This is a genomic window from Paenibacillus phytohabitans (assembly GCF_013141775.1).
Classification (GTDB): Bacteria; Bacillota; Bacilli; order Paenibacillales; family Paenibacillaceae; genus Paenibacillus_AQ; species Paenibacillus_AQ phytohabitans.
This window is the reverse complement of record NZ_WHOB01000094.1, coordinates 90,389-116,771: the sequence shown is the minus strand read 5'-3', so window position 1 is coordinate 116,771 and position 26,383 is coordinate 90,389. Positions and strand designations below refer to the sequence as shown.

The window sequence follows — 26,383 nt, the reverse complement described above, 5'->3', positions numbered from 1 at the left end:
TGAAGCTGAATCTGGATTTGAGGGGGACTCCGCTACGCCAGACGGTTGGTTGACTCCGGGGATGAGAAGACAGATACGGACGGAGAGCGGGTAATTTCAACAGGGGCGGGAGTGATCTCGGTAACATCGGGCGAGTATAGATAAAAGCTGTTGCCTGCTTCGGAGGTTCGGATTCTGGTGAATTCATTAGCAAGGCTGATGGTCGAGGAGGATGCAAGCGTCTGTTCTCTGACCCGCAGCTTGAAGGTTACCAGCGTCTGGTCTACAGCCGGAATGCAGCTTAGTTTATTGGCCGCTTCGACCTGAATATCGATTCCGCGCATAGTGGTGTTCATTCCGAGATAGATGCTCCCGTCAACCGGGTTCTGGAAATTGAACTGAAAGATATTATTCACTTCATCGCCGGGAGTATAGCTTGCATCCGTATAGACAGACTGCTGTGTGTATTCAGCGTTGTCGAATACCTGACTGTCATATTGCACAATGAAATTGAAATAGCTGTAGCCATGATCATTGGGAGCGAAATCCCGCAAAAGGACTTGCACGGTTACTTCATCACCGGGTAAATAGGCGCTTTTATCCGTGGTAACTTCTACGGACATCGCAGGAGCCGTATTATCTACAGTAACCTCACGAATCATCGACATCATAAGCGGCAGCAATCGAGTAGTTTTGACAACTTTTTTGAATCCGGTCCATGTATTCATTCTTCAACCTCCGTAGCTCTAATCATGCATCCTGTGCCTGAATCAACCTGTGTAAGAACAATGGTAACAATTGTCACTGATAAAACGCTGATAAACGTCGAACTATGACATAAAATATCGAATAGATGAGCACAAAATATACATATTTGCGCTAAAAAGCAGCCCGGGCAGGAGGAAGGAAGCCGGAGCTGCTTTTTAGTGTGCTTTTATCTATGGAACATGCTTCAGCATTTATTTACCCAGGCGCTGGTAGACCTCCATGAACCATTCCGGCAGGTCATCACCCGTCTCGGCTTTGTAGGAGTCCCTGAATTGGGTGAATTTTCGCTGCGCCCTCAGAGGCTTGCCGATTTCATAATAAATGGAGATCAATTGCAGGGCATAACTCTCATCCAGCGGCTCCAGCTCGGCCAGGCGTACGGCGTAATCTTCAGCTTCATAATGACGTCCGTACCGTATCAGCTCCAGGGCAAGCTGCTCCAGCAGCTTAAGATAGATCCGGCGGTATTTGTCGCGGGAGGAATACACCCAGAGGCTGTCCAGCGATTGCAGCAGATCCCCTGTGTACTGGGCGGCAGCATCCCGCATCTCCTCCGGCTGATTGTTCTGCAGTGCAAGCGTGGCTGCCTCCATGAATCTTTCGGTATCGCCTTCGATCCCCCTGGATTCCAGCCGGTAGTTTTCCCTGTCGAAGGTCAGCTCAATACTGTCCCCCAGCGCAGCTTTCTTTAAGGTTTTGCGGATCTGATAGACAGTGGTGTGCAGATACTGCTTGCCCTTCTCATAGTTCCATTGCGGAAACACATCATTCAGAATTACACTTACGCTGCCCTGTCTGTGAATCCATAGATAGGCGAATAGTTCCTCTGCCTTATGAGTGCTCCATTTCACGGCGCCCTGCGGACCCGTCAGCTCATAACCGCCAAGAAGCCGGAAGGCCGTTTCCGCACTTCTTGTCCCGGTGGCGCCGGGCAGCATACGCTTGGAGAGTATCTTGTTCCACGTCTTGAGCAGGCGCGGGGGGTCTACGGGCTTCAGCAGATAATCCACCGCCGACAGCTCAAAGGCTTCAACGGCATAATTCCGGTACGCTGTCACGAATACGATATCCGTGTCCGGTGAGAAGGGCAGCAGCTTCTCGGCAAAAGCCAAGCCGGACAGCTCAGGCATCTGGATGTCCAGAAATAGAATGTCGGGCTTATGTTCTACGGCAGCCGTAAAAGCTTCGCGCGGATTATCATACACAAGAACAGAGGAAATGCCGTCACACTGAAGCAGCAGCTCACGCATCTGCTCCAGCGCCGGCCATTCGTCATCAATAACCATTACAGATATACTCAGGAGACCTCATCCTTCCATGGGATTGTTATAAGTACCTCGATGCCCCCGTTGCTCCCGCGTGTAATAACAAGCGGATAGCCGAACTGTGTCAGCAGCCGGCGGTTGATATTCCGCAGGCCGATTCCGGTGCCTTCTCCATGTGGAGAACGGTAGCCCTCGTTCATCCAGGAGGAGAGCTGCTCATCGCTCATTCCCTTACCGTTATCGGTGACGGTGATTAGGATGGCATTACCCTCCTGTCTGGTGGAGAGGATTACGGTCCCTCCATCAATCTTCTCCATCAGTCCGTGGCGGACGGCATTCTCCACGATCGGCTGCACAATCAGCGGCGGCAATGAAAATTCACTGACTTCAATATTATATTGGGCATTAAGCCGCTTCCCGAAACGGGCCTGCTCCAGTGACAGATAAGCCTCAATCAGTTCAAGCTCCTTCTCAAACGGAATCGCCGTTTCCTGATTGCTGAAATCGAAGCTGCCGCGCAGAAAATGGCTCAAATCGTACAGCAAATGCCGGGTTTTCTCATTGTCGCGTGTGCTCATCCAGATGATCGTATTAATGGCATTGTAGAGAAAATGCGGTTTGATCTGCGCGCGCAGCATAGCGATCTCCGAACTTAGCCGGTCGGATACCGATCGTCTCAGCTGAACCAGGGTATTGACGCGTCCCTTGAGATCGCTCCAGGCATAAGGCTTATGGATGAAGTCGTTAGCTCCGGCACGGAAGGCCGCCTCATTGAAGTGAAGCTGCTGCCCGGCTGTGGCCATCAGGATCGGCAGATCCAGCGGTGTGTAAGTCTGGCGGATCCTCCTGCACAGCTCAAGGCCCGACATTCCCGGCATCATGACATCGATGATGCAGAGGTCGAAATCACGGTCCTCTGCAAGCAGGGCCAGTGCGTCCTTGCCGCTGCCCATACTGGAGATCGTATAATTCTCCAGTGACAGCAGGTTGGTCAGCGCCTTCAGATTGGCATAATCGTCATCCACAATCAGAATGCGGGGAGCATAGGGGCCTGCCTGTCCGGTGGAGTGCGTTACCGGAGTGGTTCTGTACTTCCATTCCTCATCCACAGCCTCCGGAGGCGCCTGCACCGGCGTAAGCAGCAGCTGGCGGTCTTCCGGCTCCTCCGTTACGGCAGCGTCAGCCTGCCCGGCGGGGAGTGTGAAGGTGAAGCTGCTTCCGCGGCCAAGCGTGGAGGACACGGTGATCCTTCCCCCGTGCAATTCCACAAGCTTACGGGTAATGGCCAGGCCCAGACCCAGTCCGCCAGTCTCCAGCGAATCGGCTTCGTTAACCTGCTCATAATCACGGAAGATGCTCTCCAGCTGTTCCCGGGGAATGCCCCGGCCGGTATCGGTGACCGTAACCGATATGGAATCATTCATCTGAACGGCCTCAATAATCACGCTGCCGCGATCGGTGAATTTCAGCGCATTGTCCATCAGGTTGTAGAGGATCTGCATCAGCCGCTGCTCATCCGCCTGGACCAGGAACGCCCCTGGCGGAATGCGGTTCTTGATGCGGATCTCGCCGTTCTTATTCAGAAACTGGAAGACTTCAATTACAATTTCTGCAACGCCCTGAATATCAACAGCACCCCAGTGCAGGGTGATGCGCTGCCGCTTGATCTGTTCATAATCAAGGATATCCCTGACCAGGAAGGCCAGCCGTCTTCCGGTTCCGAGGATCAGCCGCATATCCTCTCGCTGTGAAGGGGTTAGCGGCCCGCCGGCACCCTCATACATAGACAGTGAGATATTGATGATAGCATTCAGCGGTGTACGCAGCTCAATTGAAGTCTTGAGCAGGAACTCATCCTTGTCCCGGTCCTTGCGTTCGAGCTGAAGGGAGAGCTGCTTGATCGTCTGATAGGCATACGCATGGCGTGCAGACAGGAAGAGGCCCTCGGCAAGGATGAAGATCGGGCCGGATACCGGCGGAATGGCATAAAGTCCCGTGCCCAGGAACAGATTGCCCGCCAGGGAGAAGGTGAACATAATCGCCGCAATCACACCGATCAGCAAATAATAGGAGCCGATCTCACGCCGCCAGGTTGCCTTGGCCATAACATAGAAGGTATAGCAGACCGAAATGAAGCTGAAGACCAGCAGTATACTTGCGATCCGTGAGTAAATAAGGATCGTACTCATCAGTACAATAATGCAGAAGCCGAGCGAATATACGAAGGTGATCCGCCGGAAGAGCCGGGAATAGAGTGCGGGAAACAGGGAATAAGTATAGCTGGATACGAAGTAGAACCCGATTACGCCGGACATGACCTGTAATTTGCTGAAGGCTTCATAGGAAATGGAGGGAAGGTATTGGAACAACAGCTTCTCGCTGTGGGTCAGCATATAAAGAGCGATGGTGAAGCAATACATAGCCAGCTGCAGTGAAGAGTTGTCCTCTTTGCGCTGGAATCCCTGTCCCAGAAAGTAGAAGCTGATAAAAGCAAACCCGGCCACCAGCAAAATATCGTAGGTACTGTTCCGCTGGTCTATGGCCCCTATGGATGAAGGCGTACCGATCCGGATGGATTCGGCAATGCCGCCGTTCGCATAGGTGAAGTTGGAGGTATGAATAAGGATTTCTGCCTGACTGTCCTTGGCGCTGAAAGTAAAGGAATACGGGTTGTTGCGCGGCTCCGTGCTCTGAAGGGATACCCCCGGAAGTCCGCTTTCTCCCAGCAGCTCGCCATTCACGAATACCTGGCTGGCATTACGGATATTGTTCACCTTAAGGGCAAAGGCAGGAACCTCCGGCGGAAGCTGGAGCAGCAGGCGGTAGGAGGCATATCCGTAACGGGAGAACCCGGTAGTCTCAGTGCCCGGACCCCAGGCTCCGGGTACAGCCATATAAGCCGGAGCCTTCGCGGTACCGGAGAGTGTGTCTTGCGGGTCCAGCAGCTGTTGCCAATAGAACTCCCATTCACCGTCCAGCGGGAAGACAGAGGAATCATCAAAGGTACATGCGGACAAATCTATATAACCGTTCTGCCAGCTGGAGCATTTGGAAGAAGAGGCGCCCAGGAGCGGCACCAGTGCAGATGCGGCAAGCAGGCAGATGCACAGCAGGGCGAGCGCTCTTTTGGCCAGCAGACTATAATCAAATGGTTTCATGAAGACCTCACTTCGGGCTGGCTGTTGGTTCGACAAGATAAGAGTATATCCAGGTTCACGCCGACTCAGTTACTAGTTGATTTCATCATATCTCCGGCAGCTTATGCTTGTCTAGTCAGTTGACGTTTTGGCGTCAGGCGGACAGAAGTATTGTATAATTGAAACTCAATGCTATGTATAACGGCAACTATTCCAGAATGTAATGAGGAGAGCTGAGGAAATGTTCTTTTTAGATATAATGTCATGGCTGACCGAGGAGCGGCTGCGGACTCTGCTGGAGCAGTACCGCTCGCTCGGGCCGCTGCCCGGAGTTGGACTTACCTTCATGAAATCATTCGTGCCGCCGCTGCCGACCATTGCGATTGTGGGGCTTAACGGGGCGGTATACGGCTTATGGCTCGGATTCCTCTATTCCTGGATCGGTCTTGTAGCCGGCTGTGTAACTACCTTCCTGATTATCCGTAAAATCGGCAGCCACCGCTACCTGCGCAAATGGGCGGAGCGGCCCAAGGTCGCCAAAAGCATGACCTGGGTCCGCCAGAGCGGGTTCAGCTATGTTTTTCTGCTCAGTCTGTTTCCGGTAGGGCCATTCGTAGTCATTAATATGGCTGCCGGGCTTGCCGCCATGCGTCTTCGCTCCTATCTGATTGCCCTGTGCGCCGGCAAAGCCATTATGGTCTTCGCCGTCTCTTACATCGGCAATGATGTGGACCGGTTCATTCGTCATCCGGGAGAGATTGTCTACGTGCTGCTGTTTATCGGAGTGTCGCTCTGGGGGGTTAAGGCGATCGAGTCCAGATTCGCCCGGCTGGCCCGGGAACGGGAATCAAGCAGTAAACCGCTACAGAGAGAATAATTCGCGGATCTCGCCCCCGGGCTCTCCTGTATCCCCGGTGTGAAGCCAGCTGTTGGTGGCAGAATTATAGCGGTAATCGCTGCTCCATTCGCCGATGCGGCTGACGATGGAACGGACGGCGAAGGCCATATGCTCCACCTCCCGGTCCGTCATGACCGGGTGCAGGGACAGGCGGACCCAGCCCGGCTTCAGTGACTGGTCGCCGGCGTGGATCGCCTGGATGAACGCCTGCGAATCCGCAGGGTCCAGCCCGAGCAGCTGATGGCCGTACGGGCCGGCGCAGGAGCAGCCTCCGCGCGCTTGAATGCCGAAGCGGTCATTCAGCAGGCGGACGGCGAGGTTGTAGTGGATCTCCTTCAGCGTGAAGGAGATAATCCCGTGGCGCTCAGTCTGCGCGCCTGCCAGTACGGAGCAGCCGGGAATCTGCGCAAGCTCCGCGAGCAGCTTCCGGCATAGCTCCTGCTCCCGGACCACCATATATTGTCCGGGTCCGTTCATCTGATCCTTCAGTCTGATGCACAGCGCTGTGCGGATAGCCTGCAGGGAACCGGGGGTGCCTCCGTCCTCGCGTACCTCCACGTCAGCAATATAGCGGCGCCCGCCCCAGCGGTTGACCCATACCACGGTGCCTCCGCCGGGTTCATCCGGCACGCTGCCGGTGCTAAGTGCGGCATCAAACAACAACAATCCGCCGGTTCCGGGGCCGCCGAGGAATTTGTGCGGAGAGAAGAAGATGGCGTCCAGCTTCTCCTGCGGAGATGCAGGATGCATGTCGATCCGTTCGTAAGGGGCGCTCGCGGCAAAATCGACAAAGCAAATTCCGCCATGCCGGTGCATGACGGCGGCCAGCTGATGGTAGGGTGTCTGGATGCCGGTGACATTGGAGCAGGCGGTGAAGGAGCCGATTTTGAAGCGGCGGTTCCGGTAGCGCAGCAGGAGCTCCTCTAACTGCTTAAGGTCAACCTGCCCGCCCGGCCCGGATGGAACGGTGACCACATCGCCGATGCCCTCCTGCCAGGGCAGCAGATTGGAATGATGCTCCATATGGCTCACGAAGATAACCGGGCGTTCCTCCGGCGGGCAGACGTAGTTCTGCTGCAGCCATTCCGGCAGCTTAAGGCCCATGATCCGCTGCAGCTTGTTCACCGCTCCGGTAGTGCCGTTGCCGCAGAAGAGCAGCGCATCTCCGGGACCGGCATTCACATGCTGCCGGATGATCTGCCGGGCTTCATTATAAGCCAGGGTCATCGTTAGCCCTGTAGTATTAGAATCAGTATGCGGATTGCTGACATAGGGGCCGAAGCTCTCCTGTATTCTGCGCTCGATCGGCTCGTACAGCCGCCCGCTGGCTGTCCAGTCGGCATACAGCAGCGGCTGCCGGCCGTACGGGGTAGTAATCATATGACGGTTTCCTATGATATGCTCGCGAAAAGCTGCGAAATGCTCCTGCAGTGAAGACGGCGCCTCTGCTGCAACGGCGTGGCGGATACTCAGCACGGATAATCCCTCCAGACAATGAATCTGTTGTCGCGGATACGGAAGGGGACCGTCCTTGGAGGGATGGCGGTACCGTCCTGATATAAAGACGGGCAAATCCGTTTCCGCTTGCCCTCAGTATATGCCCGCGCCCGGAATTAGGTTAAAGCCCATGCCGGACCACAATACTGCTTAGATGAAGAGCTGAATATCGCTCTCCAGTGCGTCCTTCAGGTATGCTGCAGCGTCGATAATCTCCACTTCAGGCAGCAGCTCCTCCGGCTTGAAGCCCATAATTTCCACCGAGAGCTTGCAGGCATAGAACTTGATGTTCTTTTTGCGCGCCCCCTTCAGGAAATGAATCAGCTTCGGCGCCCCCTGATCCTCAATCATCTCCTCCAGCATCAGCTTGCCGAGGCCGCTGAAGTTCATCCGCGAGAGCGGCAGCTGCTCCGGCCCTTTGGGTGTGATAACATCCATCAGCTTCTCGTAGATACTCTTGTCCTCCAGCGTCATTGTCTCCGGGTCCCGGATGAGGAACAGCCCCCAGAATGAGAAGAACATCGTAACCTCCACCTCAATATCCCTTGCGGCATTCGCCAGAATCAGCCCCGCCATGGCTTTGTCATATTCTCCGCTGAACATCAGCAGATTTAATTTTTTACCCATTCGTTAACCCTCCATCAGTATCCATAGAATGTCATTAGTATGGTTGTACGGAGGTAAAGTATGCCTGCCCGGCGAATACAGCATGCAGGTGAGGGTTTTCAATATTTTGGATAAAGGCAGGGATAAGGTTGCAGGATGAACATATTTTGCTGGTAGACGACGAAAAAGGGATTCTGACGATGCTTGAGCTGCTGCTCACCGGCTTTCCAGTCCTGCTGCTCCTGGTCGGTCTGATCCTTTACGGGGTGCGGACAAGGTAAAAGATTCAAGGGTCAGCTGAAGAACAGGCGGCTGTAGTTCAGGCTGGCGTTCCCTGAACGGAAGGCACCCGGTGTCTGCCCGGTAAGCTTATGGAATACCTTAATGAAGTAACTGCCAGAGGAATAGCCGACCTGACCCGCAATGGCTTCGATGCTGCAGTCTGTTGTTCTCAGCAGCTCCACGGCATGCTCAATGCGGACCCGGTTCAAATAGTCATTGGGGGTAACACCCACTGCCTTGCTGAAGGTCCGCAGCAGATGGAATTTCGAGAGGCCCAGCTTCCCGGCAAGCTGCTCCTGGCCGATCATGGAGCTGTAATTCTCCTCGATGAACCGGACGCATTCGCGGATGGCCGGCGGCCATCCGGCCGCGTCGCGCGGGCCGCCGGAGGTATGCCTGCCGAGTTCCATCATGAATTGATGCAGCAGCGAGGAAGCCGAGTAAGGATCGGTAATCCGTCTGGCGTGGGCTTCACGGACGATATCGCGCAGCATGCGGACCGGCGGGCTGCCGGAATCCAAGGCCGGGGTTGCCCCGATTCTGGACTTGATATCATTCCAGAGCGGCAGCAGCGGCTCCGGCCGGAAGAGCAGGAAATAGAACTCCCACGGCTCCGTGCCGCCGGGATGATAATACCGGTGGCTGCCGGGAATCTCAGCCATGAAGGCCTGTCCGGGGCCGATACTGAAGCTCTCCCCGTCAAGCTCATAAATCCCGCTTCCCGAAACGGTGTACTGGAAGAGCAGCAGCGGACCATCACTGCGCTCCAGGCCGTTCCAGTGATAATCCGGGCTCAGCTCAACCGAATGCCCGGCTGCAAAGAGATTCAGCAGCGGCAGCCGGTCCGGCTCACTGAAGCGGAAGCCGTAGATGCCCAATGCTTTTGTACTGCCCACAGCAACTCCTCCTAAAAAAAGCCCCCTTGCGGGAGCTTCAAATTCAAATATAAGAATTTATATGTTACACGCTATAAATTATCCTTCTATTTCTCGCTGAAACGGATACCCTCCTTCAAAAGGACGGTATCCGTTTCCACTTGAAAGATTAATGTGTTATTCTCTGGTGCTGTCCTGCGGCTCTGCTGCGGACTCAGCCAGACGGGCGTTATCATAACGGCGGGCGGACAGCCAGATGCTTCCGGTGAAGAGCACAATCAGTCCAAGAATAATTCCGAAACGCCAGTCTCCTGCTTTGAAGTTCAACTGGAGGACCGTAAGTACCAGTGCCACCTGGGTCCAGACGAGTGTGCGTTTGCGGAAAGCTGTAATATCTCCGGCCATCTTCGGCATTCCGCGGATAATGCGGTAGGCAAGGATGGCCAGGATCAGCGCAAATATAACGGTTCCGGCAATTTCGCCGGTAGTTAATCCATTCATGTTCTCATAATCCTTTCGGGTTAACTTCAGTCTTACCTTTTATTATAACGATCCCCCGTTTATGAAGCCAGCTTGCGGATTTCGTCGGCAGGCAGCGGAGGGAAGAACAGGAATCCCTGAATATGCGGACAATCATGCTTCACCAGGAAGGCGAGCTGCTCCGGCGTCTCGACCCCTTCGGCAATCAGGTCATAGCCAAGCTGCGAGGCGACGAAGACGATGGATTTAATGATGGTCTCGTCAATGGAACTGACACCGATGCCGGTAATGAAGGTCCGGTCAATTTTGATTTTGTTCACGGGAAAATGCTTCAGGTAATTCAGTGAGGAATATTTCGTGCCGAAATCGTCAATGGAAACGATGATTCCGTGATCGCGCATCTGCTGCAGCAGCGGATAGTGTTCTTCCAGCAGTGCGGTGCTCTCTGTAATCTCGAATTCCAGCATATCGGTATCCAGTCCGTACTGGTCAAGGACAGAGAGCAGATTCTCGATCAGATTGCGGTTGTAGAACCAGCTGTTGGAGATATTAATCGATGTCCGCAGCAGCGGCATTCCCAGGTTCCGCCACTCGCAGAGCTGGCGGCATACCTCGCGCAGCACCCAGTCGGTGAGCTGGATCATCAGACCGGCCTCTTCCACGGCGGCGATGAAGGTGCCGGGCCCGATCAGACCCTTCTCGGGATGGTTCCAGCGGATCAGCGCCTCCATACCGATCATTTTACCTGTGACGGCATTGATCTGCGGCTGATAATACAGCACGAATTCTTCCCGCTCCAGTGCAGAATGCAAATACTTAGCGATCATCGTCTTCTGCTCCAGCTTCTCGCGCAGCTCCCAGTCGAAGATGAAGAAGTTGGCGTCTTCCTGTGTCTTGGCCTGGTACATGGACATATCCGCGAATTTGAGCAGATCATCTTTATTCTTCGAATGCTCAGGGTACAGGGAGATGCCGATGCTGGTGGACAAGCTGAGATGTGCTCCGGAGATCAGCAGCGTCTGCGAGATTAATAAGCTGATCTGTTCGGCAATCACGGGGATTTGCTCACGCGGCAGGTCAGGGAAGATCATGACGAATTCATCTCCGCCGGTACGCGCGAACAGCTTGAAGGGCAGCTCACCGGATTTCAGCCGGCCGGCCAGTGTCTTAATCACCTGATCCCCTGTAGAGTGCCCAAGTGTATCATTGATTTCCTTAAACCGGTTCAAGTCGAAAAAGAATAAGGTATAAGTCTGAGTCGGGTCAGAACATTGCAGCAGCCGCTCGAATTCATCCATGAAATAACGCCGGTTCGGAATGTCCGTCAGACTGTCGTAATGCGCGAGCTTCTCGTATAAACGCTTGGAGATGCTCAGATCACGGGTCCGGAGACTGACTACACGCTCCAGCTCACGGTTAAACCGGCTCTGATGCCAGAAAACGTAGAGAATGAAAGCAATTACAAGCAGGAAGGCAATATCGATCCATAGCACGCTGCGGAACACTTGCCATTTCTTATAGGAGGGCAGGGATATCCCCATCAGCCAATGCTGATTATAGGCCTGAACAGGAACGGTAAGCTGCAGGTCATCGGCATGCGATTCATTGCCAAAGAGGAACGTGTGGTCCTCGGCTGTAACATATATATTGCTGTCCTCGAGAGCAAGCTGGTTCACAATGTTATCAATCTTCACTGTAACCGAGACGATGCCCTCGAAAGAGTTGTCTTTGTAGATTGCTTGCCGGATTACCATTCCATAGCCGCCTTGGGCTAATGTACGGGGCCCGTCTACCGTAATGCCGCGGGAGCGTATCGTTTCTTGGATCATGCCGGGGGAGGCCAGGGAGGCATCCAGCAGCAGGCTTTTGCCCAGAATCGCTGTGTTGCCTTCAAGAGGGTAGAGGTAGCGGATAAGACCGTCAGGAGCGATCATAATGTTCGTGACATGGCTTGAGTTGTTGTTGTGTGCCGTTACCAGATAGTTATTAATGAGTGCGGGATCAGCATCGAAGCCGACCGTTTGAATAAAGGAACTTACGCCTTTGACAATTGCCACTCTCTCCTCAATATTTGAGGTCAGCATGACTGCCTGTGAGGACAGATCAGCCTTCTCAGCCCTGTATTCCCGGTTCACGGACAAGGAATAATAGTAGAACAGCGAGAGCTGCAGGACGACTAAGAAGCCGACAATAATCGTTAAAGGCTTTTTATTAAGGAAAGCCATGGATTGCCTCCGATACCCGAAAGATTAAAGCAGTAGATTTGCTATTCATAAAAAGCGGTTCTTGCACCGCAGAAAAATGTCGAGATATGTCGTAGGTGTTTCTATAGCATGTCATTTTTATCGTCTTTGCGCAAGGAAAAACCTAACAAACAGCCGTGTAAATTCAAAACGGATAAACACCTTCTGCCCCGAAGGCAGCAAGTATTTATCCGTTGCTCTTAAGATTGGAGCTCAAGTAGCTTGAGCCTGAACCTGTAATTATTTCTTGAAGATGCCCAGCGGTGCGCCGATCGGCAGGAAAGTACGTCCGAAATGAGCATTGAGCACAGATGCGCCACAGCCGTAGAGCGATACAATTCCGATAGCCATTTCCGCAACGGCAGCCAGCTTGTGGAAGAATTCTGCAGCGACTCCGAAGGCATCCATAGAGAGGCCGAGGAACAGGAAGTCAATGAGAATGAAGATGACCAGCAGGACGCGGTTCGCTTCAACGGCGCCGAGCGTCATGAACAGGGTGAACACGAGATATCCTACAAAAACAAATCCGAGCTGCTTGGGATCAACGCCTTCTGCCAGCACCGTACCGAATACCCCGAGCTTGATCAGCCAGCTTGCGCCCATGCCGAACCAGAAGAATGCATAGGCACCAAAAGCGGTCATGCCAAAGGTGTTGTTGTGCTTGGCATCCTGAATGGATGCGAACAGCTGGGCGAAGGCTCCGAGGAAGATAGCCCATGGAATAGCGTAGCTTAGACCTGTTGTAATTTCGAGCTTTTGTGAAGAAGCGACCAAGGTGACGATAGCCAATCCGAACAAGCCGATGGCGCTGGGGTCGGCGGTGACAATTTTGACGGATTGAGTTGTTTGCGGTTGCGCTGACATAACAATTAAAGCCTCCAATTTTCATAATTGTTCGCATAGGATAACAGCACCCGGAGCGGGTGCTGTTATCAGCTTGCCTATCATATCATATACCCGGTAGCTTGCCTATAAAATTACTGCTTATTTTGACTCCGGAAAGTAATTTTTCTGCGCTAAAAAAGAATAAAGTGCCGTGACCTGGAGAGGTCTGCTGATATAGTATCCCTGCAGCTCGTCACTGCCCAGCGCGCGCAGCATGTCGAACTGCTCCTGATGCTCTATGCCTTCGGAGACGACCCGCAGCCCGAGGTTATGGCTTAGCTCAATAATCGCCTTGACGAGCACATCACCCGGCGGGGCTGGAGACATCTCGGAAACGAAGGAACGGTCAATCTTAATGACATCGACAGGGAAACGGCGCAGATAGCTTAAGGAAGAGAAGCCTGTGCCGAAATCATCAAGCGAGATCCGGAAGCCGTGGGCTCTAAGCTGCTGCAGTGACCGGAAGATGCTGTCCCCTGAGACCAGAACGCTCTCTGTGATCTCCAGCTCCAGACTCGAAGCAGGCAGTTCATATTCATGAAGCAGATCGAGCAGCAGTTCAAGGAGGCCGGGCTGCATCAGCTGCAGGGCAGAGATATTAACCGCAGCGGTAACCTCCAGCCCCCGGCTGCGGAATTCACGCATATCGGAGCAGACCTGCCGCAGTACCCAGCCGCCAATGCCGACAATCGAGCCGCTGCTCTCCGCCAGCGGGATGAACTCGGCCGGTGAGATACTTCCGTAGCTCGGACTGGTCCAGCGCAGCAGCGCCTCCACCTTCGATACCTGTAAAGTGCCTGCACCAAGGATAGGCTGATAATGCACCTCGAACTCGTTCGCCACTGCGGCAGAGAGCAGCTGCTGGGCCAGGACCTTCTTGCGCCGGATCCCTGCCTCAAGATCCTCTGAATACAGAAAGATGTTATTGCGGCCGGTCTCCTTGACATGGAACATAGCCAGATCTGCCTGTTTGACCAGATAATCGGCATCTTCACCGTTCTGCGGATAAATGCTGATGCCGATACTGGCCGTATTATATAGAAGATGCCCTTTAATATGGTGGGGCATAGAGAGAGCCTCCTGAATCCGTGACAGCTGCGTATGAATGCTCCCGGCATCGGGGACATCGGAGAGCAGAATGGTGAATTCATCCCCGCCAAGCCGGGAGACCACATCGTGTTTGCCGACAACCTGTGAGATCCGGAAGGCCGTCTCCTTCAGGATGGCATCCCCGAAATCATGGCCCAGAGTGTCGTTCACCGTCTTGAAATGATCCAGATCAATAAATACCAGGGCAATCTGCCGGTTGAGTCCTTTGGCCGCGGCGATGGCTTCATTCAGCTTGGCAAAAAAGAGTGAGCGGTTAGGCAGCTGGGTCAACGGGTCCAGCAGGGATTGCTGCCGCAGCTCGTTCTGAACCTGTTCCAGTGAATCGATCATCCGGTTGAATTCAACCTCCACTTCGCCGAATTCATCCCGTCCAGTGCTGGGAATCCGGATAGACAGATCCTTGCTGCTGCCGATAGCACGGATATTTCTTACCAGCGATGACATCCGGTCCAGGATGAACCGGTTGACGAAAAGCATGCTTGCGGCAAGCAGCAGCAGCATGGAGATGAAATAGAGCATGCGGAAGGTGCCTATGGACTTCAGTCCGCTATTGTAGAGCTGCCGGGGCTCCTTCAGGGAGATGATCAGGCCCGGATCACCGAACAGATCATTCACCGCCGTATGAATCGACATCATGCCGTCTGAGACCGGATGGGTCCAGGTCGGCTGGCCTCCGCTCTCCGCAAGCAGCGCAGAGGTGGCGCGGGACACGTGAATAGTGGAGAGGGTGTCCTTCCAGATATGCGAAATCTCATCCTGATGCAGCATTCTTCCGGCAACGGCCGTGCCAATCACCGGCTTGTCACTGCTGCTGCCGGCAATGGGCGTGAGTGTGATCAGCATAGGACCCTTATCCAGAATAACAACGCCGCTCCTGCTCTCTTCGGTTCCGGTGAAAGCAGGCAGACGGCTGTGGATCAGCTTGAAAAGAGTGAGCTGTTCCTGTGTCAGGGGGGTAACACTTCCTAATGCCAGATCGTAGGAGCCGCCATATATTGGACTGCCGTTCAAATCCAGCAGGGCGATCATATCGAAGCGGTTGATTTCATAGGTGGTCTGGTCAAAGCTGCTGGGGGTGGGGGCAGTACCGCCGGATAAGGCCGGGCCGGTATTTCTTACAGATTCCATGAATCTGTAGGTTTCATCCCACACGGAGTAATTGAGAAGTCCGGTCTTCATGTCCTGCAGTTCTTCATTATAGGAAGCCACAGCTTTGGTCAAGTTGCGCTGCAGCTGCGCCTCGTCCAGCTTCTCGAAACGGTTAAGCAGAATCATGTGAAGAAGCAGGTAGGTAGCGCCTATCCCGAGCACGGCAACCAAGCCAATGAAGATAAATATTTTTTTGCGGAGTTTCATGATGCTCCCCTTTAATATTTAAGACTTAATAGGAAATAAGTACCATCTATAATAGTGTACCACGATTAGGGAATATTTTGCAGCGTAAATCTCCCCAAAGTGTCGAAATTTGATGTATAATAATTTAATGATAATTATTATCAAATAATAATTGAAGGAGATAATCCTTGGCATGATGGAAAAATGGACGATTTTTAAGAAAGCCTCACGGTTTGGAGTTATTCCCGTTATGCTCATACCGGTTGTCCTGGGAACGGTCGGGGCATATGTATGGCAGGGAGTATTCCATCCGTTTTTGTTTGTTATAACCTTTGTCGGAGCAGCTGCGGCGCACTTATTCTCCAATATGGTGAATGATTTATGGGACTTCCGCAACGGAACCGACACGGAGGCGCATAATACACCTGAGGCCATCTCTACGAATTCCGGTTTCCTGTCCGGAGGAATGATGCGCGAGTCGCTGTTTGCGCTTTTGACCTGGGGCCTGCTGGCCGTTGCGGTCGCCTGCGGCTTACTGCTTAGCCTGTACAGCGGCTGGGAGATACTATGGTTTGTCGCCGGCGGTGCGCTGATCGCTTATTTCTATGTCGCCCCGCCGCTGCGCTTCGGCTACCGCGGCAAGGGCTACAGTGAGCTTGCGATCTTCCTTGCGTTCGGATTGATGCCTGTTCTGGGCGCCTATTTCGTTCAGACCGGGGAATTCAGCCTGAAGCCTGTCCTGCTGTCTCTGCCGATCGGGCTTCTGACAACGCTGCTGCTGTTCAACCACCACTTCCTGCACTGGAGAGCTGACCAGCAGGCCGGCAAGCGTACGCTTGTTGTAGTATGGGGCGAACGCAGAGCATTGATTTTCTCTCATGTACTGCTCTATATCTCATATGCATCCCTTATTGTTTGTGTACTGCTTGATGTACTGCCGGTGTATGCGCTGCTCGCCCTGCTGACGGCCATTGCACCGGTACATGTCTACCGCAACCTGCAGCCGCAGAATGCATCTGCCGCTTATCTGCCGCTCATGGGCGCCTCACAGCGGGCCTCTGTGCGCTGCGGGATGATCATGGCGGTGGCACTGCTCATTCAGGGACTGGTCTGAAACCGGAATTTACTACATTACAGAAAGCGGGAGAACCCATGGACAAGAACAAACCAATTAGTGAAGAAGTGCAACCGGCTGAGGTCAAACAAACCGTAATCGGAGATTTTCATACCATTCTGACTGAGGGTAAGGTCTGGAGAACCGGCGGCTTCACGCTGCCTGACGGCTCGTTCTGGGCTTACCGTGAACCGGAAGCTGTAGTGATTGTACGTAATGGATATCTGTATGTGCGGGCTCAGCTGAGCCGCCAGAACGACCATGTGCAGATTCTTGATAATGCCAAGCATATGTATTATTCGGCCCAGCCGGTAGAAGTGCCTGAAGAGGGGGAGATCAGCTTCGAGCTGCAGATCCGTGCCCGTACGCAGGGGACAGCGCCGGGTGATCTGTATGACGGCTATGTTTCGCTGAATTTACTAGATTTCACAACAGGCGCCGCGCTCGATTTCTTCGCCGGTAACGATAAATATGCCAGTGTGTATGGAATTCTGCCGTTTCCGGGTGTAACAGTACCCGAGACCGGGGGAACCAAATACTTCTGCATCTTCACAGAAGATACCGGCTTCAAGGCGCGTGAATTCAATACTTACAAAATTACCTACCACCGGGGCAAAAACGAGGCTGTATTCTTTGTGAACGGTCAAGAGGTGCGCCGCGAGCAGAATGTGCCGGTTAAATTCAACAGCTTCACTATTGCACTGGGCATTATGACCGAGAAGGATCTGACACCGGAGGGCAGCGTATCCGCACACGGGCAGACGGTAATCGCCGAATGGTCACCGGTGACGGTTACAGCCTCTGCAAAGTAACAGTGCGCATCTAACAGATAAGGATGATTGGCCGTGAATCTAAAAATTTTCTTCAAGTTTGTCGAGCTGCCTACGAAGGTAGCCAGTATGCTGCCGCTGCTGCTGGGGACACTCTATGCCTTATACCGGTTCGAGGACTTCTATATCCTGCGCTTCGCGCTGATGTTTGTATCGCTCCTCAGCTTCGATATGGCAACAACGGCGATCAACAACTATTATGATTACAAAAAAGCGGCAAAAACCCACGGCTACGGATACGAAACCCATAATCCCGTCGTCCATTACAAGCTGAAGGAAAGCACGGTGGTGGCGACGATCGTCATTCTTCTTGTACTTGCGGCGGGCGGCGGGATCGCTCTGGTCTCCCAGACGGGACTGATTGTATTTCTGCTCGGCGGATTGTCCTTCCTGATCGGCATCCTGTATTCCTTCGGGCCGATTCCGATTTCGCGGATGCCGCTGGGGGAATTGTTCTCCGGCCTGTTCATGGGTTTCGTCATTATCTTCATCTCGGCCTACATTCACTCGGATCAGGCGGTGGTGACCCTCCTGCTTCAGGGCAACTGGATCAGTCTGCATATTAATTTCCTTGAGGTGCTGTATCTGTTCTGGTTCTCAGTACCGGCCATCCTCGGGATTGCCGGTATCATGCTGGCTAACAACATCTGCGACATTGAGGATGATATGGATAACCGCAGGTATACGCTGCCTGTGTATATCGGACGCAAAAATGCGCTGCTGCTGTTCAAGCTGCTCTACTATGTTTCTTTTGTGGATCTGATCGTGCTGGTCCTGCTTGGCATTCATCCGGTACTGGTGCTTCTGCTCCTGCTGACACTGATTCCGCTGCGCCGCAATATCGCGCGCTTCCAGCAGGAGCAGCATAAAGGTACGACCTTCATTCTGTCCGTCAAGAATTTCATGCTCATGAGCGCGGCAAGAATCATAGTGCTGGGTATAGCTGTTATATGGGTCTCCATATGGCCTGCTTAGAGATATACCCGATTCTATGATATTGTGTTTATAGGGTATACGCGGAAGAACTTATATAAGGAAGGTGTATAACTATGACACAGAAGCTTCGTTGGGGAATTATGGGCTGCGCGCAGATCGCCACAGGATCGGTTATGCCGGCCATCCAGGAGTCAGAGACCGGAGTGATAACGGCGATTGCCAGCCGGGGGCTTGAGAAGAGCAGCGCTGCTGCGGCAGAGTTCGGTATTGAGAAGGCTTATGGCAGCTATGAAGAACTGCTGGCCGATCCGGATGTCGATGCGGTCTATATTCCGCTTCCGAATCATCTGCACTATGAATGGGTGATCCGCGCGGCAGAGGCAGGCAAGCATGTCCTGTGCGAGAAGCCGATTGCCCTGGACAGCCGCGAGGCAGCCGGGATGGTGGAGGCTTGCCGGAAGGCGGGAGTTCACTTGGCGGAGGCTTATATGTACCGCCATCATCCGCGGATCACTGAGCTTCAGGAGATCATAGCGGGCGGCGAGATCGGGGAGCTGCGCTCCATCCGCGGCACGTTTACCTATAACGATGCAACGGATACTTCCAATATCCGCTTCAAGTCTGCCTGGGGAGGCGGCTCGCTCTATGATGTCGGCTGCTACCCGCTCACAGCGGCGCGGCTGCTGTTCGGTACAGAGCCGGAGGCCGTAACTGTGCAGGCGCTCTTCTCACCGGAGCATGATAATGTAGACATGATGGCCTCCGGTCTGGTGGAGTTCCCCGGCGGGCGGAGCCTGATCTTCGATTGCGGCATGTGGGCGTATAACCGCCAGCTGCTGGAGGTGCTTGGTACAGAAGGCCGGATCGAAATCCCGATGCCGTTCAACGCCAGGTTCGACGATGCACAGTTCTTCGTGTATGGCAGCAGCGGAGAGCCCCGGCAGGTGGAAGCCTTCGGAGCCAATCCTTACGTGCAGCAGGCGGATCATTTCGCCACTGCAGTCTTCAGCGGCAAGCCCTGGATCGCCGAAGAGGACCCGGTGCATAATATGAAGCTGATTGAGAGCTGCCTGGAATCTGCCCGGAAACGGGAAAGAATCAGCCTGGTGTAGCCGTCACAGGAGATAATAAGCTCCCTTCATGAATGAAATATTCTTACAAAGAGAAACGGATACCGTCCCATGGGCGGTATCCGTTTCTGTATGTCTTTATGCTCTAGTGCAATATCAGCACTAAGGAAGTGAATTCATTCAACAAGGCAGCGATGTATGTATTCAGTTCCAAGTGGAGACTCAGTGATAGTTGTATAATGTGCAATTAAAAACAGCGAAAAGGCAGGCGTGCATCTAATAACTGTAGTCTGTACAACTAAATCTGCGCGAATGGTGAGAATCAAGCTGCACACGGCAGTTTAATTGTACGAAGTACAACTAAACCGATAACCGTTTGTAAATCAGACGATTTAGTTGTACAAAGTACAATTAAGCATACCGCATATATCGTAATCGGTGGACTTCCTTAAGAACTTATATTGTGTTAAGAAGAATTTCATCCTCGTTATCACCCCGGTTAAAGGCTTCGCGGTCGAATTCACCTTCAGAGTTGGCGACCAGCAGGGCAGTAACGGCAGTCCCGGTAGCATTGACAGCGGTACGTCCCATATCGATAAGCGCTTCTACTCCTGCAACAATGGCTATCCCCTCCAGCGGCAGGCCGAGTGCCGTTAATACGACGGTTGTTGAGATTACAGCCGGTCCGGGTACTCCTGCTACCCCGATGGAGGAGATGATACTGACCAGCACCAGTGTGACATAATCGGTTCCGGTAAGCTGAATTCCATAGACCTGAGCCGTGAACACAGCCACAATAGCAGGCCATACGCCCCCGCATCCGTTGAAGTTGACAGAGGCGCCAAGCGGAGCAACGAAGCTGGCAATCCGCGGGGAGACATGCAGACGTTTCGTGATAACCTCAAGATTCACAGGAAGTGTAGCATAGCTGCTTCTGGTGGTGAATGCAACGGTTAGCGTCGGGTAGACCTTACGGAAGAAGCGGATAGGATTTACTTTGACCACGAGCAGCACGAGTCCGCCAAAGACCAGCACAAAGTGCAGAATCAATGCGACATAAGAGGTTACAATGACACTGCCCAGCTCCTGAAGGGTCTCCCAGCCATATCGTGCCGTAATTCCGGCAATCAGCGCGAACACGCCGTAAGGCGTTAACCGGATTACAAATTTGACTACTTGGTGCAGTACCAGGGTCAGGGATTCGATAAGATCGCGTACAGGCTTAACGGCCTCCGGCTTTTTGGAGCCGATTTTGATAATGGCCACCGCCAGGAAGATGGCGAAAATAAGCAGCGGCACAACCTTGCCGGTAGCTGCTTCATTAACGGGATTGGATGGGACGAGATCAAGGATAACCTGTGAGAATGTAGGGATTTCACGGGCGGTGAAGCCCTCCGGCACAGCTTGTTGGATCCCTTTGCCCGGATTGAAAAGCAGGGCTACCGATAGTCCGATAACAGAGGCAATTCCGGTTGTTCCGAGGAACCAGGCGAAGGTCTTGATTCCGATCTTGCGCAGGTATTCAAGGTTGGTTAACGAGGAGATGCTGTTTAATACCAGAATGAATACGAGCGGCACAACGAGCATGCGGATCAGACTGACATAAATACTGCCGAAGGTAGTAATGGCATTGGTTTCGAATTCGAAATATTGAAAAAAGATTCCGGCCAGCAGCCCGATTCCGAGCCCGACCAGGACCCGGGTACCGAAGCCGACCCGTTTGCGTGCCAGAAAATACAGGATACCAAACACAAAAATGGAAACCACGAAGCCATACCAGTTTGTCTCAATGGCTGATAATAGATTGTTGTCGATGTTGTTCATGCCCGTTATAGACCCCCTAAGCCTAGTTTTTTGATGTGAATAATGAGATCAAATGTATAGACAAATTTTATGATTGTCAATGTATAAATATGTTAATTTTATTTAATCCGATAAAACAAATAGGATAAATAAAATTTTAATTGACAAGGGATGTCAGTATGAATAATATGGAACTTATCCGCAAGTCATTCAGGAATCGACTGGACTGCCAGAGATTCAACAGAAGCGCATAACCATGCGTTTTGTTGAGTCTCTTTTTTGATTCTATAGGGGGGGATGGGATACCGCTGCTGTAAGGAGAGCAATTCGTAAGAAGAATCGACTGGACCGCCAGAGATTCAATGAGCACGCGAACAGTGTGTCTTGTTGAGTCTTTTTGTGATGAGTAATTGAGTTCCCCAAAAACTGCCTAGGGCGAAGTGAAAGGAAGGGTTACCTCTATGAAAAAGCTTACTATATCCGTAATTACTGCAGCCGTAGTGTTCTCAGTACTGACATATGCGGCAGTATCAGCCAAGCAGGACAACAAGGCTGAAGCAGCCGCAACACCGGTAGTTGTGGAAGCTGCAGCTGCTGCAGGCACTGCCGCGGCCCCTGTGGAAACCCCGGCGCCAGCGGATACTGCTGCAGCCCCTGCAGCAGAGACTGTTAAGCCTGAAGCTGCTGCTGCTTCAACAGACACAGCTGAGACGGCAGCAGCGCCGGTTGTTGCAGACACGGCAGCAGCTTCTGCCGCACCGGCTTCGGTGAATTCCGCACCTGAGGCCGGCAAGACGGTTGCGGCAGCATCCACCGGGACGGCAGAGGTTGTCCAAGCCGAAGCCAAGGCGACTGCTGCTCCTGCGGCTAAAGAGACGCAGCATCAGGCTACAGCCAAGACGGCAGCAGCTGCTGTAGCTGCCCAAGCCCAAACGGCTGCGGCTCCCAAAGCCACAGCCGCGCCGAAGGCAACTGCCGCTCCGCAGACGGCAGCCGCGCCGAAGTCTGAGACTGTGCAACCATCTGCCGCACCAGTTAAAACGGCCGCCCCGGCCCCGGCCGTTCCAGCGCCTGCTCAGGCCACCGAACAGCCCGCTCCGAAGAAGGTGACGTTCTCTACAACCGAGGTGGTCAAAGCGAGTGCAAGCGCCCCGGCCTCAGCCCCGGCTGCCAGCACATCCTCATCGCAAGCCTCCGGCAATTCCGCATCTCAAGCTGCTGATACCTCTGCCCCGGCGCCTGCTGTGAGCAATCCTGCTCCTGCCCCGGCTGCTGTAGAGGAAGTTTGCCCTTAAGATTTTCGCGTCTTACTAACTGCCGGGCAGGCTGGTATGCAAAGTACAGAAAAAAGATAAAGTTGAGGTGCAACTAATGAAAACACAGCAAAAACTTAATAAAATTCTCGCACCGCTGCTGGCGGCCGCACTCCTTGCCTTGCCGGGTATCCCCGGCAAGGCGGCGGCAGAGCCGGTTCTGCCAGCTGGCGGCGCTGGAGCAGTCAGCACTTATAATTATTTTTATGAGAATTATCCAAAGCTGAATGACCGGAATCATGTATATAAGACTGCTACATATGAAGATATCGCCAATCTGTTTGAGAGTGAGGGTACCTATGCCGTGCTGGTTGGCGGCACCTGGAGCGGGAACACACAGGCGGATATCGGATTTATCAATGAGGTTGCCAAGGAATCCGGCATTGATGTGCCTGTGATCTATAATTTTGATACCAGGCTGGACGGGGCCACTCTTGATATTGCAGACAGCAATAATCCTTATGCCTATAAATATGTAGATCTGGTCAACAAGTATTTGAAGAATCTTTCGCTGTACGACAAGACTGATCCGCAGCACAATGTCAGTTATGTGAATGCGGCCGGCGAGACGGTTACTGCCAACAAGATTGATTCCCCTTTCCTGTTCTTGTACAACAAGGATCATAAGGATGCGCAGGGCAACAGCGCGCCTGTTGTTTCTTATCTGAAGGACGGAAAGTCCTGGGAGCAATTCCTGACAGGCGGCCAGCTTGACTCGGGCAAGGTAAATGATTATAAAGCCTCTGTGCGTCAGGTGTTTGAAGCAGCCTCCGCCTATAGTGTGATTAATGAGTCCGAGTATATTAAAACAGCGTTCAACCGCAACTATGCCGGAGAGAACAACGGGAATATTATTTTTACTCCGGAGGATAAGGACCTTGTGCTGGAGCATGTAACCTATCATCAGCTGCAGCAGATTTTGGCCAGTGACGGGAACTATGCACTGCTATTCGGGGGCTCATGGTGCCCGAATACCCAGGCCATCATCAAATATATTAATGAACAGGCGATAGCTCATAACATAAGCAAGATCTATTTCTTTGATACGAAGCTTGATGCGGGTCTGACGGTAGCGGAGTCCGGCAATAACACCGGAACAAGCGGGCGGGCCAACCCTCATAATAACAATGAGCTACAGATCAGAACGAGCAATCATCCGTATGCCAATCTGTATGTTGATCTGGTTAATACCTACCTTACCAATATCAAGACAGAGAATAATCAGGCAGCTAAGCCCTCTGTGATCAGCTATGTGAATGATCTGAACGAAACGGTCACCGGCGACAGACTTCAGGTGCCGTATCTCTTTACTTACAACAAAGATAACAAGGATGCTGCCGGAGAAAGCGCCCCTATTCTTGGGCATGTGGAGCTGATGTACTCCTGGACGAATATTCAGCCGGGGTATGTAAGCAGCGGATATTCTGACGGTGCCAGATATACTAATGCAATCCAGGCTTTAAACACGCTGTATTCCAGATTAGAGGCTGTGCCTGCAGGGTTGTATGGCAGTGCAGACGGCACCATCAGAGGGGCCAATGACCAGCTGGAATACAAGTACAAGACTGTACAGGATTCGGTCTATGAATATCAGCCGGCCGCAGGTGAGACCATTTCGGGCCTGGTTCCGGGGACTTACCTGGTACGGTATAAAGCGACTACGGGTTCGCAGGGACCTATCATTAAACCGGCAGGAACCACTGTTATACCTTATGCTGCGGGAGAAGCAGTAGAGGTTGTTGTGCCGCTGCCCGGAGAGCAGGCAGCCCCGGCAGGGTTGAAGGGACTCCCGCCGACCTCCGCAGCGAATACGGATGGGCAGATCAGCGGTGCAAGAGGGGCGCTGAGTACTGAGGAGCTGCAAATGCTGGAGTACAAGCTGACAACGGTAACGGAATATACGTATGCCAAGGATGTACCTCCTGTCCATCTTACACCTGGCAGCTATCAGGTAAGATATATTGCCCAGGAAGAGATTCCGGCAAGCCCTGAGGCGAATATTACGATTCCTGCCTTCACGGAGAGACAGGCGGCACCTGCCGGACTTACGGGAGTGAAGCCGACAACCTGGGAGAACAAGGACGGGAAGATTACAGGCACTAACGGTCAATTACAGATCAAGCTGTCCACGGTTACAGCCTATGTCTATGCGGGAGAGGGAGAAACCACGGGCTTAATCCCGGGAGTGTACGATCTGAGATATCCGGCAAAAGAAGGCTACACAGCCAGTCCGGTAGCAAAAGTGTTGGTTCCGGGCAATATTCAGGAACAGGCAGCCCCAGCCGGCCTTAAAGGCGTTGCCCCAACCTCATCCGAGAATAAGAACGGAGCCATTACAGGCACCACCACAGCGCTGGAGTATAAGCTGTCCACGGCCTCTGCCTATACACCGGCTCCGGACAAAGAAATCACGGGTCTGTCTGCAGGGACCTATAATGTCAGAGCTGCGGCTAAGCTCGGCTACAAGGCAAGCCCGGATACCAGTGTTGTCGTACCGGCATATGCACCGGCAAACGGTTCGAATAGTGGAGGAGGGGGCAATGGTAGCGCAGCTCCGGTTGTGCCGGTAGCCAGTGCCAGTCCGGCCCCATCCCCATCCGCTACGACATCCGGGGATACCGTAACTGTAGTGGCGGCAGCCACTGCTACAACGGATACAGCTACAGGCGTAACAACAGCTTCTATTTCTGCCGAAGCCGTTGCAGGCCTTGTGAACAGTGCCAAGGCTGCCGAAGCCGCAGGCAAGAAGGCTGTCCTGGAAATCAGCGTTGCCGCAGATGCCAATACCAAGACAGCGGAACTCAGCATTCCACGAAGTGCATTTAATGAAGCAGCCTCTGGCACGAATGCCGGTCTTAAGATTAATATTCTGAACGTCGGGCAGATTACGTTCGATTCTACTGCTGTAGCCAGCATCAGTGCTGCTGAGGATAGCGGAGCCATCCTCATTAGAATTGCCAAGGTGTCTTTAACTGAGGAAGGCAAGTCAGTACTCGGAGACAGACCGGTGTATGATCTGACTGTACGGGCAGGAGATAGGGAGGTGTCTGTCTTCGGCGGCGGGAAGGTGCACATTAGTCTTCCTTATACCCCGCTGACGGGTGAACAGGCACATTCTATTATCGTATATAACATCAACAAGGAAGGCGGCCTGGATGTTGTTCAGGGCAAGTACAAGGCAGCTGCCGGAGCAGTTGAATTTGTAACCACCCATTTCTCGCAATATATTATTGCCTACAATAAAGTCGCATTTGCTGACATTGCTGATACAGCCTGGTACAACAATGCTGTTAGCTTCCTGGCAGCCAGAGGGATTACTTCCGGCACGGATAATAGCAGCTACAGTCCGAACGCCTTAGTAACCAGAGGGCAATTCATTGTCCTGCTGCTCAAAGCCTACGGAATAGCACCGGACAGCAGCGGAGCAGCCAACTTTACAGATGCAGGGACAGCCTATTATTCCGGCTATCTGGCTGCTGCCAAGAGTCTGGGAATTGCTACGGGCTCCGGGGATAACCAGTTCAAGCCGGATAACCAGATTACACGGCAGGAGCTGTTCACCCTGCTGTACCGTGCGCTGAATGTTCTGGGTCAGCTGCCGGAATCCACGACAGATCTGGCGCTCTCCACCTACAGCGATGCGCCGCAGGTTGCCGGCTACGCACAAGAAGCTCTGCAGGCTCTGGTGCAGCGCGGTGTAGTAGAAGGTGACAACGGCAGAATTCATCCTTTGGAATTCTCCACACGGGCCGAGGCGGCACAGGTGATCTATAACCTGCTTGCCCGGTAAATGATAGGATAACATTTTCTCTAAGGGCGGCCAGCGGGCCGCTCTTTTTGACGTTTACCCCTACACTGCACTTGTTGCGATAACTCATAGGTAACAGGTGTTAAAATTTGCTAAAATAGGGACAACAGCTAAAACATAATTTGAAGATGATGGATGTGCATGCCGAA

18 protein-coding genes are annotated in these 26,383 nt (G+C 53.0%); 7 read left to right on the top strand and 11 right to left on the bottom strand.

Going from position 1 to position 26,383, the window contains the following annotated elements:
• Nucleotides 1–32 precede the first annotated feature (32 nt).
• The 3 genes from GC101_RS32950 to GC101_RS32940 form a co-directional block, all read right to left on the bottom strand.
• The gene (locus tag GC101_RS32950; RefSeq protein WP_171720743.1) at nt 33–707 is read right to left on the bottom strand and encodes a hypothetical protein; all 675 of its coding nucleotides are present in this window, start codon (nt 705–707) and stop codon (nt 33–35) included.
• A gap of 231 nt (nt 708–938) precedes the next feature.
• The gene (locus GC101_RS32945; RefSeq protein WP_171720742.1) at nt 939–2,033 is read right to left on the bottom strand and encodes a response regulator; all 1,095 of its coding nucleotides are present in this window, start codon (nt 2,031–2,033) and stop codon (nt 939–941) included.
• An 11-nt stretch (nt 2,034–2,044) separates the two neighbouring features.
• Nucleotides 2,045–5,170 carry an ATP-binding protein gene (locus GC101_RS32940; protein WP_171720741.1) on the bottom strand — a complete coding sequence of 1,042 codons (3,126 nt, stop codon included), beginning with the start codon at nt 5,168–5,170 and terminating at the stop codon, nt 2,045–2,047.
• Between the two features lie 220 nt (nt 5,171–5,390).
• Between GC101_RS32940 and GC101_RS32935 the strand changes: the two genes are divergently transcribed.
• Nucleotides 5,391–6,026, top strand: a complete 636-nt coding sequence (locus GC101_RS32935; RefSeq protein WP_042140322.1) for a TVP38/TMEM64 family protein — start codon at nt 5,391–5,393, stop codon at nt 6,024–6,026.
• On the opposite strand, the gene GC101_RS32930 is transcribed toward GC101_RS32935, so the two are convergent.
• From GC101_RS32930 to GC101_RS32900, 7 genes are all read right to left on the bottom strand, one after another.
• Nucleotides 6,012–7,523 (bottom strand): aminotransferase class V-fold PLP-dependent enzyme, encoded by a 1,512-nt coding sequence (locus GC101_RS32930; protein WP_171720740.1) that lies wholly within the window; start codon nt 7,521–7,523, stop codon nt 6,012–6,014. The genes GC101_RS32935 and GC101_RS32930 overlap by 15 nt on opposite strands.
• A gap of 171 nt (nt 7,524–7,694) precedes the next feature.
• Nucleotides 7,695–8,171 (bottom strand): DsrE/DsrF/DrsH-like family protein, encoded by a 477-nt coding sequence (locus GC101_RS32925; RefSeq protein WP_042140320.1) that lies wholly within the window; start codon nt 8,169–8,171, stop codon nt 7,695–7,697.
• A 272-nt stretch (nt 8,172–8,443) separates the two neighbouring features.
• Nucleotides 8,444–9,328, bottom strand: coding sequence for a helix-turn-helix domain-containing protein (locus tag GC101_RS32920; protein ID WP_171720739.1), 885 nt, complete (start codon nt 9,326–9,328; stop codon nt 8,444–8,446).
• Between the two features lie 156 nt (nt 9,329–9,484).
• Nucleotides 9,485–9,808 carry a hypothetical protein gene (locus GC101_RS32915; protein ID WP_042140314.1) on the bottom strand — a complete coding sequence of 108 codons (324 nt, stop codon included), beginning with the start codon at nt 9,806–9,808 and terminating at the stop codon, nt 9,485–9,487.
• Between the two features lie 59 nt (nt 9,809–9,867).
• Nucleotides 9,868–12,012, bottom strand: a complete 2,145-nt coding sequence (locus GC101_RS32910; RefSeq protein ID WP_171720738.1) for a putative bifunctional diguanylate cyclase/phosphodiesterase — start codon at nt 12,010–12,012, stop codon at nt 9,868–9,870.
• A gap of 258 nt (nt 12,013–12,270) precedes the next feature.
• Entirely contained in the window at nt 12,271–12,894 is a 624-nt protein-coding gene (locus GC101_RS32905; protein WP_042140313.1) for an acetate uptake transporter, read from the bottom strand.
• A gap of 120 nt (nt 12,895–13,014) precedes the next feature.
• Entirely contained in the window at nt 13,015–15,381 is a 2,367-nt protein-coding gene (locus GC101_RS32900; protein WP_171720737.1) for a bifunctional diguanylate cyclase/phosphodiesterase, read from the bottom strand.
• A 172-nt stretch (nt 15,382–15,553) separates the two neighbouring features.
• On the opposite strand from GC101_RS32900, the gene GC101_RS32895 reads away from it, so the two are divergent.
• From GC101_RS32895 to GC101_RS32880, 4 genes are all read left to right on the top strand, one after another.
• Nucleotides 15,554–16,474 (top strand): prenyltransferase, encoded by a 921-nt coding sequence (locus GC101_RS32895; RefSeq protein WP_231575246.1) that lies wholly within the window; start codon nt 15,554–15,556, stop codon nt 16,472–16,474.
• A gap of 38 nt (nt 16,475–16,512) precedes the next feature.
• Nucleotides 16,513–17,286: a DUF6081 family protein gene (locus GC101_RS32890; protein WP_171720736.1), complete on the top strand. Its 774-nt coding sequence runs from the start codon at nt 16,513–16,515 to the stop codon at nt 17,284–17,286.
• Nucleotides 17,287–17,319: 33 nt separating this feature from the next.
• Complete coding sequence (locus GC101_RS32885) at nt 17,320–18,279, top strand: 1,4-dihydroxy-2-naphthoate polyprenyltransferase (protein ID WP_171720735.1); 960 nt, start codon at nt 17,320–17,322, stop codon at nt 18,277–18,279.
• A 74-nt stretch (nt 18,280–18,353) separates the two neighbouring features.
• Entirely contained in the window at nt 18,354–19,352 is a 999-nt protein-coding gene (locus GC101_RS32880) for a Gfo/Idh/MocA family protein (RefSeq protein WP_171720734.1), read from the top strand.
• Between the two features lie 414 nt (nt 19,353–19,766).
• On the opposite strand, the gene GC101_RS32875 is transcribed toward GC101_RS32880, so the two are convergent.
• On the bottom strand, nt 19,767–21,134 hold the full coding sequence (locus GC101_RS32875) for a dicarboxylate/amino acid:cation symporter (RefSeq protein ID WP_171720733.1): 1,368 nt from the start codon (nt 21,132–21,134) through the stop codon (nt 19,767–19,769).
• Between the two features lie 440 nt (nt 21,135–21,574).
• Here GC101_RS32875 and GC101_RS32870 point away from each other — a divergent pair, with 440 nt between their 5' ends.
• Together GC101_RS32870 and GC101_RS32865 are read left to right on the top strand one after the other, a co-directional pair.
• Nucleotides 21,575–22,408 (top strand): hypothetical protein, encoded by an 834-nt coding sequence (locus GC101_RS32870; protein ID WP_171720732.1) that lies wholly within the window; start codon nt 21,575–21,577, stop codon nt 22,406–22,408.
• A 76-nt stretch (nt 22,409–22,484) separates the two neighbouring features.
• Nucleotides 22,485–26,216, top strand: a complete 3,732-nt coding sequence (locus GC101_RS32865; RefSeq protein WP_171720731.1) for an S-layer homology domain-containing protein — start codon at nt 22,485–22,487, stop codon at nt 26,214–26,216.
• The last annotated feature ends 167 nt before the right edge of the window (nt 26,217–26,383 follow it).